10 protein-coding genes are annotated in these 13,391 nt (G+C 49.2%); 3 read left to right on the top strand and 7 right to left on the bottom strand.

Going from position 1 to position 13,391, the window contains the following annotated elements:
- Positions 1–135 precede the first annotated feature (135 nt).
- From ligA to FTU69_RS13045, 5 genes are all read right to left on the bottom strand, one after another.
- Positions 136–2,175, bottom strand: coding sequence for an NAD-dependent DNA ligase LigA (gene ligA / locus FTU69_RS13065; RefSeq protein WP_104495122.1), 2,040 nt, complete (start codon positions 2,173–2,175; stop codon positions 136–138).
- Between the two features lie 93 nt (positions 2,176–2,268).
- A complete protein-coding gene (locus FTU69_RS13060; RefSeq protein WP_180104010.1) occupies positions 2,269–3,357 on the bottom strand; it encodes a cell division protein ZipA C-terminal FtsZ-binding domain-containing protein in 1,089 nt (362 codons plus the stop codon).
- 1 nt (position 3,358) lies between these two features.
- Positions 3,359–6,811 carry a chromosome segregation protein SMC gene (gene smc / locus FTU69_RS13055; RefSeq protein WP_180104009.1) on the bottom strand — a complete coding sequence of 1,151 codons (3,453 nt, stop codon included), beginning with the start codon at positions 6,809–6,811 and terminating at the stop codon, positions 3,359–3,361.
- Between the two features lie 10 nt (positions 6,812–6,821).
- On the bottom strand, positions 6,822–7,517 hold the full coding sequence (locus FTU69_RS13050; protein ID WP_005175922.1) for a GntR family transcriptional regulator: 696 nt from the start codon (positions 7,515–7,517) through the stop codon (positions 6,822–6,824).
- Positions 7,518–7,665: 148 nt separating this feature from the next.
- On the bottom strand, positions 7,666–8,475 hold the full coding sequence (locus FTU69_RS13045; protein ID WP_180104008.1) for a sulfite exporter TauE/SafE family protein: 810 nt from the start codon (positions 8,473–8,475) through the stop codon (positions 7,666–7,668).
- Positions 8,476–8,504: 29 nt separating this feature from the next.
- Between FTU69_RS13045 and FTU69_RS13040 the strand changes: the two genes are divergently transcribed.
- A complete protein-coding gene (locus FTU69_RS13040) occupies positions 8,505–9,263 on the top strand; it encodes a biotin--[acetyl-CoA-carboxylase] ligase (RefSeq protein WP_016659856.1) in 759 nt (252 codons plus the stop codon).
- Positions 9,264–9,272: 9 nt separating this feature from the next.
- Positions 9,273–10,031: a type III pantothenate kinase gene (locus FTU69_RS13035; RefSeq protein ID WP_180104007.1), complete on the top strand. Its 759-nt coding sequence runs from the start codon at positions 9,273–9,275 to the stop codon at positions 10,029–10,031.
- On the opposite strand, the gene FTU69_RS13030 is transcribed toward FTU69_RS13035, so the two are convergent.
- The gene (locus FTU69_RS13030; protein ID WP_168383379.1) at positions 10,018–10,584 is read right to left on the bottom strand and encodes an alpha/beta hydrolase; all 567 of its coding nucleotides are present in this window, start codon (positions 10,582–10,584) and stop codon (positions 10,018–10,020) included. The genes FTU69_RS13035 and FTU69_RS13030 overlap by 14 nt on opposite strands.
- A 171-nt stretch (positions 10,585–10,755) precedes the next feature.
- On the bottom strand, positions 10,756–12,165 hold the full coding sequence (ffh, locus tag FTU69_RS13025) for a signal recognition particle protein (RefSeq protein ID WP_168383380.1): 1,410 nt from the start codon (positions 12,163–12,165) through the stop codon (positions 10,756–10,758).
- 138 nt (positions 12,166–12,303) lie between these two features.
- On the opposite strand from ffh, the gene FTU69_RS13020 reads away from it, so the two are divergent.
- Positions 12,304–13,113, top strand: coding sequence for an inner membrane protein YpjD (locus FTU69_RS13020; RefSeq protein ID WP_016659852.1), 810 nt, complete (start codon positions 12,304–12,306; stop codon positions 13,111–13,113).
- The last annotated feature ends 278 nt before the right edge of the window (positions 13,114–13,391 follow it).

Genomic DNA, 13,391 nt, shown 5'->3' with positions numbered 1-13,391 from the left:
GAATTTTGTAACTATCAAAAACGGTTCTTATTTCTGCGGTTTTTACGATTTTACTGCTGTGCTTTCTCTGTTTTGACCTATCACCAGATTCAGGCAGCAACCACTCAATCTAGAGAGCGGTTGCCTGCTGTTCTGTTAGCCCTGGGTCTGGCCATATTCAGCCATCAGGCTCAGAAACTGATCTTCATTCATGACCGGAATACCAAGTTTCTCCGCCTTCTCCAGTTTGGAACCAGCTTTTTCACCCGCCACCAGACACTTGGTTTTACTGGAGACACTACCACTTACCCGGGCGCCGAGCGCCTGTAGCATTTGAGTGGCTTCATCACGGCCCATTTTGCTTAAAGTACCGGTAATGACCCAGCTTTCACCATTTAACGGCTGACGGGTCGGCGCCAGCGGTGCATCCCAGTGAATACCGGCCGCCAGTAAACGGTCCAGCACTTCCAGGTTATGCGGTGCCTGGAAAAAGTCCAGAATCCATTCTGCGGTAATATCGCCGACATCCGGGGTTTTCTTGAGCGCCTCCAGATTGGCAACACGTAAGGCATCCAGCGTCTGGAAGGTATTGGCCAGCATCCGCGCGGTGGTTTCGCCGACACCTCGAATCCCCAAGGCATAAATAAAGGCACCCAGCGTGGTTTTTTTACTGCGTTCAATTGCATCGAGCAGGTTTTGTACCGACTTCTCGCCCATTTTTTCAATCTTGAGCAAGGCCTCACGATGTTCATGCAGATGGTAAATGTCCGAAACATCTTTGAGCAGATTCAGATGCAGTAATGATTCCACCCAACGATCACCCAGACCTTCAATATCCATGGCCTTACGCGAAACAAAGTGACGGATGGCCTCAATCCGCTGCGCTGCACAGTACAGGCCACCGGAACAGCGTGCCAACGCTTCGCCTTCCGGCATCACCACCGGCGAATCACACACCGGACAGCAGGCAGGTAGCTGTACGGTTTCAGCCTCCGCCGGACGAAATTCCGGCCAGACTTTTTCAACTTTCGGAATCACATCGCCGCTGCGATAGACACTGACCGTATCGCCAATCCGCACATCTAGACGATGGATTTCACCAATATTGTGCAAGGTGACATTAGACACTGTCACCCCACCCACTGCCACCGGATTCAGGCGCGCCACCGGGGTCAAAGTACCGGTACGGCCTACCTGCCAGTGAATATTTTCAACTGTAGTCAGCGCGGCGACTGCCGGGAATTTATAAGCAGTGGCCCAGCGCGGTTCGCGGCTTAAAAAGCCAAGCTGCTGCTGCTGTTTCAGGTCATTGACTTTAATTACCATGCCGTCAATTTCAACACTCAGCTGCGAGCGTTCCTGATTGATCTGCTCATAGACTTCTTGCACGGCCTGAATGCTGTCACAAACAAAATGACGCTCACCCACAGCAAAACCAAGCTGATGTAACCAGTCCAGGCTTTCGGACATGGTGTTCAGGCCATGATGCGGCACGCACTGGGCAATGCCATAGGCATAAAACGCCAGTGGACGTGAGGCCGCAATTTTCGGATCCAGCTGGCGCAAGCTGCCGGCCGCAGCATTACGCGGATTGGCAAAGGTCTTTTCGCCTTTGGCCAGATTAGCGGCATTGAGTTTTTCAAAACCCGATTTGGGCATCAGCACTTCACCGCGCACTTCCAGAAACTCCGGAATGCTGTACTCCGCTGAAGATAAGATTTTCGGCAGGTTGCGAATGGTTTTAACATTGTGAGTAATATCTTCACCGGTTTCGCCATCGCCGCGGGTCACGCCGCGCACCAGCACGCCATTGGCATACCACAAGGAAATCGCCAGCCCATCAAATTTCAGCTCGACATCATATTGAATGGTCTGGTTGGGTAAACGCTCTTCGGCGCGGCGGGCAAAGGCAAACAGTTCATCCTGGTTAAATACGTTGCCCAGAGACAGCATTGGTACCGCATGAGTGACGCTTTCAAATTTGCTTAAAGGTTGTCCACCGACTTTATTGGTTGGGGTATCGGCCTGAATCAGATCGGGATATTGTTGTTCTAAGGCTTTAAGTTGATGAAACAGCTGATCATACTCACTGTCTGCAATAACGGGCTGATCCAAGACATAATAGGCATGATTATGCTGGGCTAAAATCTGGATCAATTGGCGCATTTGCGCCACCACATCTGCATGTTGAGTCATATGTTCACCATAAAAAAGGGCGGTGATCCCGCCCTTAAAAAATTTTGTCGCTTGGCCGTATTATAGAAACCGGAGGCTGTGGTTTCAATTCAGTTATGCCAGCGAAGCCTGTCCTGCGCGATAATCAATCGCCTGATGACGCCAGTGTTCGCGTAATTGCGGGGTTAATTCCAGATGATTCTGGTCATATACAGTGCCATCAATTTCACGGGCAATCAGACCGGAAATACTGATCATGGTATCAAAGGCATTTTGCACATCGCTATGTGGCAGGGCCAGGAAAAATGCCAGACCTTTAACCTGTTCATTCGACAGGGTTTCCAGATCAAAACCGTCGGCACCATTGTCGGTAATTTGCAGCACCGAGAACAGCAGCTTAGAACCATCTTCGTTATAACGGTGGAAGCAGGACATTTCACCAAAGCGCAGACCGTATTTAAGCAGCACTTTCAGGGTTTTCTCCCCTGATAAAATCCGGCGTTCCGGGAAAATATTCAGGGCAATAAATGATTCTGCAGTGGCCAGGGCGCTTTCATCATCTACCAGTTGCTGTTCATGCAGATGCGCATCCAGAATACTGCTTTCTTCTTCAAATTCACGAATATCGGCTTTTTCAATCTGGCTGTTGAGGCTAAATTCAGCTGGCACAGTTTCCGTTTTTTCGGTATCTACCCCAGCTTGAGTCTGTTCAGTCAATGCTGATTCAGGTGCAGATTCAGCGGCATGGGCTACAGCAGTCACGGCAGCGGTAGTAGATGCATCAGTCTGGGTGGTTTCGGTAGAAGCCTGTTCTGCCAGATTTTCTGCCTTTGCTTCTACCTCATTTTTGGCTGCAGGTTCAGCATCTACAGATGCTACGGCCTGCGCTTCAGTTTTCGCCTGCGCTGTTTCGTTCGGCTCAGTCAGCTGCGTTTCAGTCATGGCCTGTGGCTCAATTTTGCTGTTTGGCTCGACGGCAGCAAGATCGGCATCGCCTAACGTCGGTTCTACGCGCTGGGCCGGTTCAGTCTGCAACTGATGACGGACATGACGCGGAATGATCGGCTGCTGGCTATCGGCATTGACCTGCAGCTCGGAGTCCAGCGAAGGTGCTGCATCGGCCGGTTTTTTCAGGATCATTCTTAAACCGAAACCCATAATAATGAGCGCGATAATAATCCCAATGATTGTGGTGATTTCCATGTTATGCCTCCGCGACTAGACCGTATTCTGTAGCATCTTCTAGATTTACGCTGACTAATTTTGATGTTCCCGGTTCAGGCATAGTAACACCTAATAAATCGGTTGCCATCGTCATTGCCAGCTTGTTATGTGTGATATATATAAATTGCACCTGTTCGGACAGTTCCTGGACCAGGTTACAGAAACGTCCGACATTGGCATCATCCAGCGGTGCATCAACTTCATCCAGCACACAAAACGGTGCCGGATTTAAACGGAAAATGGCAAAGACCAGTGCCAGTGCGGTCAGTGCTTTTTCTCCACCCGACAACAGCGCCAGTGAGCTGTTGCGTTTACCCGGTGGTCTTGCCATTAGTTTTACACCCGATTGCCAGTCATCTTCAAGACTTAAACTGGCTTCACCACCATTAAACACTTTGGGAAACAGCGCCTGCAGTTCGGTATTAATCTGGTCAAAGGTGGTCATAAACAGCTTGCGCGTTTCCTGATCAATACTTTTCATGGCCGCCTGTAACTGGGCCACGGTTTTTTCCAGATCTTCAATCTGATGGCTCAGTTCGGCATAACGGGCTGAAACTTCTTCATATTCTTCTGAAGCCGCCAGATTCACCGCACCCAATTTATCAAACTGCGCCTGGGCTTTTTCTAGCTGCTGCTGATGGGCCGTTACATCAATGTTCAGCCCCGGAATCAGCTCGCTGTTTAAGGCTTTCAGCTGTTCGGAATAATGCTGCAAGTCAGATTTGGCCGCTTGCCAAGCCAGACGTTTTTCTTCCAGCTGGCTACGCAGTTTTTCATCCTGCTGCTGCTGTTGATGGCGCTGCTCGGTCAGCTGCTGCTGTTTGCTCTGAATCTGGTTCAGTTCCAGCTGCCATTCATTCCAGGTCTGTTGCAGTTTTTCCGTCTGCTGCTGCTGCTCGGCAAACTGGCTGGCCAGTGCCGGCAATTCCAGCTGCACCGGATCGACAAACTTTTTCGCCTGCTCCATTTGTGCTGCAATCTGCTGATGCTGGGTCTTTAAAAAACCACCATCTTTTTCCAGCAGTTCCAGCTGCTGTGTGGCTTGTACTGACTGGCGTCTTAACAGTTCCAGTTCCTGCTGCTGTCGCTGATGCAGCTGCTGCGCCTGCTCCAGTTGTGCCGTTAATTCTTCCAGCTGGAATTGCAGGGTTTTATAGTTTGGCAGCGCCTGTTCCAGCTTGAGGCTCAGCGCATGCAGATCAATTTCCAGATCATCTTTTTGCATGGCATCTTCTTCCAGCTGCTCCTCCAATTGCTGCAGCTGATGCTGTAATTGCTGCTTCTGCACGGCAAAGGCCTGCGCAGCGCTCTGGATTTTGGCAATCTGCAGATCCAGTGCCTGCAATGCCTGCTGCTGCTGTTTCAGCAGCACCTGTTGTTCATGAAGCTGTTGCTGCAGCTGCTGGCACTGCTGTTGGCTGATGTTAAAGTCCTGTTCAGCTTGCTGTAACTCGGCCTGTTTCTGGCTCAGTAGCCCATCAATTTCTTCCAGACGGATGCGATGGCTTAAAGCCCCCTGCGCCGATAGTGAGGCTTCATCAAACAGTAAACCAATGACCCAGTCCGGCCCGACCTGATAGCCATCTAGGGTTAGAATGCTCTGCCCGGCCTGTAACTTTGGCTGTAATTGCAATGCCTGCGCTAAATCCTCAGCCAGTGCCACCTGTTGCCATAAAGAAGAAGATGGCGATTCAATCCATTCCGCCAGACAGCTTAAATTTGCCAGCTGAATCGGTGCGTGCTGGGCAGCAGGTTTTAACTGACGCGCCAGACTGTCCTGAAAGTTGTCATCTGCATCAAGCATTTGCGCATTCAGCCATTTGGCCAGAAACTTCTCAATTAATGCCGCATGCGGTTTGGCAGCATCGTTCAGGGTTAGCACCTGCATTAAGGCGGTGTGCTGTAACTGCTGTTTGGGGCTGTTTTTAATCAGTAGCTGATTCAGGTTTTTCTGCTCGGCCTGGAGCACCTGAATTTCCGATTTCAGTTCAGTACTGCTATTTTTATGCTGATTCAGCAGGCTGTGCGCCTGTTGCAACTGCTGCTGTTGCGCCTGAATCTGCTGCTCCAGCTCGGCCAGCTGCTGGCTTAACTGGGCTTTGTCCTGGCTCAGCTGCTCGACTTCATCTTGCTGGGCCTGACTTTGCAGCGAGCTGCTCTGCTGCTGCAAGGTGTCTTTTTGCTGTTCAATCCGGCTGATATTTTTTAGCAACTGTTCGCTCTGGGCCAGCATTTGCAGTTTTTGCTGCTGCTGTTTTTCCACCTGCGCCTTAATCTGCTCAAACTGCTGCTGCACCTGTTGCTGCTGGGCTTTGAGCTGCTGCACAGCCTGTGCCTGCTCTTGCGTGCTTTGCTCGGCCTGTTGCAGCTGCTCGGTATACTGTTCCTGCTGGCTGAGTACTGTTTCTAGCTGCAGATCAATCAGCTGCAGACGTTCTTTGGTCTGGGCTTTCTGTTCCTGCAACTGAGCCAGCGTACTGCTGTTTTGCTGGACCAGCGACTGTTTCTGCTCCAGGGTCATTTTCAGCTCAGCCAGTTTCTTTTCAGCCTGCTGCCATTCATTCTGTAATGGTGTCGATTGCTGAATCAGACGCTGGAACAGCTCACTGGTATTGCCCAAATCATGTTCCAGCGTGCTTAGCTCGGAACGGGTCAGCTTGAACTGTTCGCCCAGTTCGGTCATCTGCACAGTATATTCCTGCTGCAAACGGCTGCTCTGCTCGCACTGGAACGATAAAATTTCAATTTTGATGCTGCGAATCTGGCTTTCTAAAGTCTTGTACTGCAGCGCAGTTTCCGACTGGCGTTTTAGGGTTTTGAGCTGGCCTTTCAGTTCACTGGCAATATCTTCCAGCCGCGATAAATTCTGGCTGGTATGGTCCAGATGCAGCATGGTTTCACGGCGACGGGCCTGATAACGCGATACCCCGGCCGCTTCTTCAATAAATACCCGCATCTCTTCCGGTTTGGCATCGACCAGACGGTTAATCATGCCCTGTTCGATAATGGCATAGGAGCGCGGCCCCAGACCGGTGCCAAGGAAAATATCGGTAATATCACGGCGCCGGCATTTGGTGCCATTTAAAAAATATTCTGACTTGCCATCGCGGTTAACCTGACGGCGCACCGCCAGTTCGGTATAGGCGTTATAAGCGCCACCCAGCTTGCCATAGGTATTGTCAAAGCGCAGTTCGACACTGGCCATGCCCACCGGTTTACGTTTGGCGGTTCCGGTAAAAATCACATCCTGCATGCTGCCGCCACGCAGCTGACGCGCGCTGGATTCACCCATGACCCAGCGAATGGCATCAATCACATTAGACTTGCCACAGCCATTGGGGCCGACCACGGCCGTCCGGTTGGCTTTAAAATGTAAGGTGGTACTATCGGCAAAAGATTTAAAGCCGGAAAGTTTTAAGCTGCTTAAACGCATAATGTCCCGATCAACGGCGTGAGCGGCGTGCCCAGGCCAGTTCAATTTGTTTCATACGGGTCAGAGATTCCAACACCAGATTGCGCAAGTGTCGACAAAAATCATCCATAAATAAAGAGGCTTGTTGTGATTTTCGGATTAAAATTGCATCAATTACCAGTTTAAATAGATCAAACGATTCCTGTAACTCCCGACGTGACGTATTCAGGGTTAAAAAATAGCTGCGCCGTAACGACGGCAGCAACTCTTGATAGAATTTCATCAGGTACAGATTGGCCACCATATCCTGCTGCTGGGCCAGGGTTTGGAAAATTAGGTCATAAAATTTTTCGGTATGACCCTGCCGGTATTCGGCCTCAATCTGCTCCATCAGCTTTTGCAGCTGTTCAATTTCATGATGACGCCAGGTTTCCGCAATGCGCTGTACAATCTGCCCCAGCAGCAGACTGCAGGTATCAAACAGGGCGCGCACCTGCTGGGCCGACATTTCCGATACAATCGCGCCGCGCCGCGGAAAAATTTCAATCAGATGGGTGCGTTCCAACAGCAGCAGTGCCTCACGCACCGAACCGCGACTGACATCCAGCTCTTTGGCAATACGCAGTTCCTGAATGCGCTCGCCCTCTACCAGCTCGCCACTAATAATCTGCTCGCCGATATGTTTTGCAATCTGTTCAGATAGACTGTCTGTTTCTTGTTGTTGCATACTGTTCCTGTGTTATTTTTATACCATGCGCGCAGTTGCAGCGGGTCTTTCTTATTGTCTTTTTTACTGGCTTAGCGACCAAATTTCCATGACATTGTCCGACAATTTTCTGTCGCTATAGCCAATTTTTAACCACACTCTCGGGCGCTTAAAAATAAGCGCTAAAGCCTTGGTAAATAAAATACAGACCGACGGTGGTCAACAAACCTGAAAAACATTTTTTTAGCATGGCCGGTGACAAAATATGTGCAACTTTTGCGCCAAGCTTGGCGGTAATAAAGCTCATCACGCTAATGCCAATAAAGGCATATAAATGTACATAGCCCCAGGTATTCGGCACGCTCACCTCAGACTGCTGGCCAAACCAGACAAAACCTAATGCACCAGCAATAGCAATCGGCAAACCGCAGGCCGCCGAAGTGGCGACTGCTTTTTGCATCACCACACCACAGCGGTTCAGGAATGGCACGGTTAAGCTGCCGCCGCCAATCCCGAAAATGGCCGAGGCAATCCCAATTCCGCCACCGGCCAGCATTTGCGCACCGGTTGAAGGCAACTGACGTGAAGGATCAACCGGGGTATTTGAACCGCGGAACATGCGATAGGCCACCCCCACCGCAAAGAACCCGATTACCAGCTGCAAGCCCTGCCCCGACATTAAATCGGCAATCCCGGCGCCAAAAAATGCACCCAGAATTAGGCCGGGTGCCAAATTGCGAAACACATTCCACATCACCGCACCTTTTTTATGGTGCGCCGTGACCGAACTGATGGAAGTTACGATAATGGTCGCCAGTGAAGTCCCGACCGCCATATGCATAATCACGCTAGGATCATAATTCAGCTGGGTAAATACAATGTACAAAATTGGCACAATAATTAAGCCACCGCCCACCCCGAACAGACCTGCAGCAAATCCGGCAATTGCGCCAATCAGTAAATATATGATTAACTCCATAAATTATATTCCACTATTCTCAGATTCATATGGATGTAGAGACTCGACAGTTACAACAACAGCTCAGCGAAGCCGGACAGCTTCCTGAAGTCCTCATTTTAAAACCTGTGACTACATCAACCAATGATGATGTACGCGAGATTGCTCAAAAAGGAATACAGAGCGTTCTGGTCTGTAGCGCCCGACAAACACAAGGCAGAGGACAACGCCAACGGCAATGGGTGTCCCCAGAAGGAAACGTCTATTTAAGCACATTGCTAAATTTACGAACACCCGTAGATGGCCGTTTAGCCCTGGAAATTGCCTTAAATATTTTGCAGATGCCCAGCCTGCGCAAGCTGAACCTGCAGGTAAAATGGCCGAATGATTTATATAGCCCGCAAGGCAAATGGGGCGGTATTCTGATTGAGCCCCTGTCGACCCAGCAGGTCATTGTCGGGGTGGGGATTAATCTGGCGCCAATTCCGGCCGAGCAGATTGATCAGCATGCCACCTCTCTGGCCGAATTGGGTCTAAATGATATTTCCCGAATTCAGCTGATTGCCGAGCTGTATCTGGCCATTCAGCAGGCACAAGAATGGTTTAACCATAACAGCTATCAACTGGCCTCACGCTTTAATCACCATGCCGCTTTTCAGCAACAGCCGGTGGAATTTGAACATCATGGCGGAGTGGCCCAGGGGCTGTTTTTAGGCATTCAGGATGATGGTGCGATTCAGATTGAAACCGCCTCTGGCGTTGAAGTGTTTTATCAGGGCCGTTTACGCCCGCAGATGCCGGGACAGTGAGCGCAGCACATGAAAAATTTATGGTTAGATATTGGCAATACCCGGCTCAAATACTGGATTACCGAACATCAGCAGATTGTAGAACATGCCGCTGAACTGCATCTGCAATCTCCGGCCGATTTACTGCTGGGCCTGATCCAGCATTTTAAAAGCCTGAACCTGACCCATGTCGGGGTGTCTTCGGTGCAGGACCAGAAAAACAATGAGCGGATTCAGCAGATTTTAAAATTCCTGAATATTCCGGTGATTTTTGCGCGGGTACAGGCCGAATATGCCGGCCTGAGCTGTGGCTATGATATTCAACAGCTGGGGATTGACCGCTGGCTGCAGGTACTGGCCGTAGCTGAAGCCGATAAAGATTTATGCGTGATTAGCTGCGGCACCGCGCTGACTATTGACCTGACCCAAGGCCATCAGCATCTGGGGGGTTATATTCTGCCCAACCTATATTTGCAGCGTGATTCTTTAATCCAGCACACCAAAGGCATCCGGATTCCAGAAGCGGCCTTTGATGACCTAAGCCCCGGCACCAATACCTTGGATGCTGTGCATCATGGCATTTTACTGGGACTGCTCAGCAGTATTGAATATGTCATGCAGCAATCCCCGCGGCAACTGGTGCTGACTGGGGGGGATGCGCCGCTGTTTGCCAAATTCCTGCAGCGCTACCAGCCCTTAGTCGAACAGGACTTATTGCTGAAAGGTTTGCAGCGCTATATCCAGCATTACTCCACGGCCAATGAGTCTACACAGCTTATTCCACAATAATATGAGGCAAAATTGCCTGCCAGACTTCCACCAGCTCGGTACAGCCTTGAGAGTCAATAAAATGCCCTTGATGCTGTGCCTCAATGGCTTTGGCATCCAGGCTACGTGCCTGTTCCAGACTGAATCTTGGCAGTACCCGGTCATCACCGGCTGAGTAAATCACCACCCGATGCGCAATCTGGCGTTTTAGCAAGTCAAAATCAATTTTACAGGCATCAATAAAAGGATTGACCTCGTCCAGCCGGCCCAAACGGCCATTAAAGCCGGCCACCAGTACCACCTGTTTAATTTTCTGGGTTTTCAGTTTCTTGGTCAGAAAGTGCAAAGTGGCAATACAGCCCAGACTGTGGGCAATGAAAATGGTGTTTTCGTCAATCTCATCGACCTGCTCATCCATTTGCCGCTTCCACACTTCTAAGGTTGGCGTTGGCGATGGATCGAGTCTTAACACTTTCAGACTGGCTTTTTGCTGGTCGGCATATTCCTGAATCCAGGGAAACCAGTTTTCATCCGGACTGGCGGTATAACCATGTACCACATAAATTTGTGCCATTGTTGTGCTCGCTGTTCGTTCCTGATGCACATCAGTGTGCCCGAAACAGCGCGGCTTTCGGGTAAGCGTCTGTTGGGTTTTCTTAAAGATCACCGCAGCACGTTCGCTTGAATGACTTAAAAATGGAGAGCAACAAAAAGGCGCACCCGGCGCCTTGTTGTTTTGAATCCCTTATTTTTTCGGTTCTTTACCACCGAACAGCGGACCCATACCGCCACCACCGCCAAACTGCTTTTGCAGATTGCCCAATGATTTCATCATTTTTGCCATACCTGATGGATTGGCAAATTTCTTCATCATTTTGGCCATTTGCGCATGCTGTTTAATCAGTTTATTGACTTCAGACACATCCATACCACAACCGGCCGCAATACGTTTTTTACGGCTTGGGTTCATCAGGTCCGGATTACGGCGTTCTTTGACGGTCATCGACTGGATGATGGCTTCCATCTTTTTCACCTGCTTCTCTGGGTTCGCCTGTGCAATCGCATCCTGAATACCAGAGTTACTCATGCCCGGCAGCTTGTCCAGGAAGCCCATCATACCGCCCATTTTATTCATTTGCTCAAACTGCATCAGCATGTCTTCAAAGTTGAAGCTGCCGCCTTTTTGCAGTTTTTTCGCCATTTTTTCGGCTTTTTCTTTGTCGATTTTGCGTTCAACTTCTTCGACCAGAGAAAGCACATCACCCATGCCCAGAATACGCTGTGCCACACGTTCCGGATGGAATGGCTCGAGGGCATCGAGTTTTTCACCCATCCCCAGGAATTTGATTGGCTTGCCAGTAATGGCACGCACCGACAGCGCCGCACCACCACGCGCATCACCATCCGTTTTGGTGAGAATGACACCGGTTAATGGCAAGGCATCATTAAAGGCTTTGGCAGTATTGGCCGCATCCTGACCGGTCATGGCATCAACCACGAACAGGGTTTCAGTCGGGTTAATCGCTGCATGCAGCGCTTTAATTTCGTCCATCATGTCATCATCGACATGCAGACGACCGGCGGTATCGATAATTAACACATCGGCAAACTGGATTTTTGCCTGCTCAATGGCACGATTGGCAATATCAATCGGGCGTTCATTGGCATTCGATTCCAGGAAAATCGCACCGACATCCCCGGCCACTGTTTGCAGCTGTTTAATTGCCGCTGGACGATAAACGTCGGCAGACACCATCGCCACTTTTTTCTTTTGACGTTCCTGTAAGAAACGTGCCAGCTTGGCTGCCGTGGTGGTTTTACCCGCACCCTGCAAACCGGCCAGAAGCACCACCACTGGTGGTTTTGCTGCAAGGTCAAGGCTCTCGTTGGCCTCGCCCATCATTTTGGTTAATTCGTCATAAACGATTTTAACGAATGCCTGACCCGGTGATAACTGTGTCATCACTTCCTGACCTAATGCCTCTTCCTTAACTTTCGCGATGAATTCACGAGTTACAGGTAACGCCACATCGGCTTCAAGAAGTGCCATACGTACTTCACGTAACGTATCTTTAATATTGTCTTCGGTTAGCTGCCCTGAGCCAGTAACATTTCTTAAACTCTGCGTGAGTCGTTCTGTTAAGGTATCAAACATTGCAAAATCCGCTTAAAATAGCCATCAGCAAAAAAATGTTTCTTAAAATAGAAAATTTATGCATAAGATGCTATAGGATACTGTAGTTCGCATCGAATTTATATAAATGAATATTCATCATCCTGAAAAAGGTTTGACATGAGCAGTCTCCCCTTGGTTTACACGATTCTGGCATTAATCGCTTATACCACTTCGTTCTGGTATTTATTTATGCATTTAATGTCCAAGCGTGCTCCAAACCATTGGTTTATTGGTATTGTGCTGGGCTTGGGTTTATGTTTGCACGCCGCTGTGCTGTATAACGACATGCTGCTGCCGATGGGCATTAACTATAACGTGTTTAACCTGATGTCCTTTACCTCAGGCTTAATGCTGTTATTAAGTGTGCTGTTTAGTACTTACCGGCCGGTGATTGCGCTAAACCTGATTGGGATTCCAGTGGCCGCAACCGGCCTGATTCTGGGGCATTCCTTTAGCGGTTTAAACCTGTTTGTCGAAAACAATTCTTTAGGTCTGGATATTCATATCCTACTGTCGTTATCGGCCTATGCGGTCTTGCTGATGGCCACCATTCATGCGGTCTTGCTCTGGTTTCAGAACCGGGAGCTGAAAAACAAACAGAAACGCCGGATTTGGGTGAATTTGCTGCCACCGTTTCAGGCCATGGAAGAGCTGCTGTTTGATATGCTGATTGCCGGCTTTATCCTGCTGACGCTGGCATTGGGTTTTGGTTTCCTAACCATTGATAACTTCTTTGCCCAGCACTTAGCGCATAAGACTGCCTTTAGTATTATTTCCTGGTTTATTTATGGCGCACTGCTGTTGGGTCGTTATAAATTTGGCTGGCGTGGCCAGAAAGCCATTCGCTTTACCATTATTGGCTTCTTCTTGCTGGCGCTTGGCTTTATTGGTTCCAAGTTTGTGTTACAGATGATTTTGGGCAAGTAAGATGCTTTTGTTCAGTTTGCCACATTAAAAGCGTGGAACAGTGATTAAATAATAAGCGTGGAACATGATAAATTATTAAAAAAGCCCAAGTAGCCGTACCTGAGCTTTTCACCATACAATAAGACTATGATTTATATGGAATAAAAAATAGTTGTTATTCCAAAGTAGAAATGTCCTACCTAATAACCAAATAGAAATGTCCTATATGGACATTTCCAAGTCAAGCACAGGATTTAGATTTCGTTCTTGAATTGCTGTTTTCTGTGCACGTCTGCTTG

Source organism: Acinetobacter sp. YH12134, from assembly GCF_013418555.1.
Lineage (GTDB): Bacteria > Pseudomonadota > Gammaproteobacteria > Pseudomonadales > Moraxellaceae > Acinetobacter > Acinetobacter indicus.
This window is presented reverse-complemented; position numbering and strand designations above follow the sequence as displayed.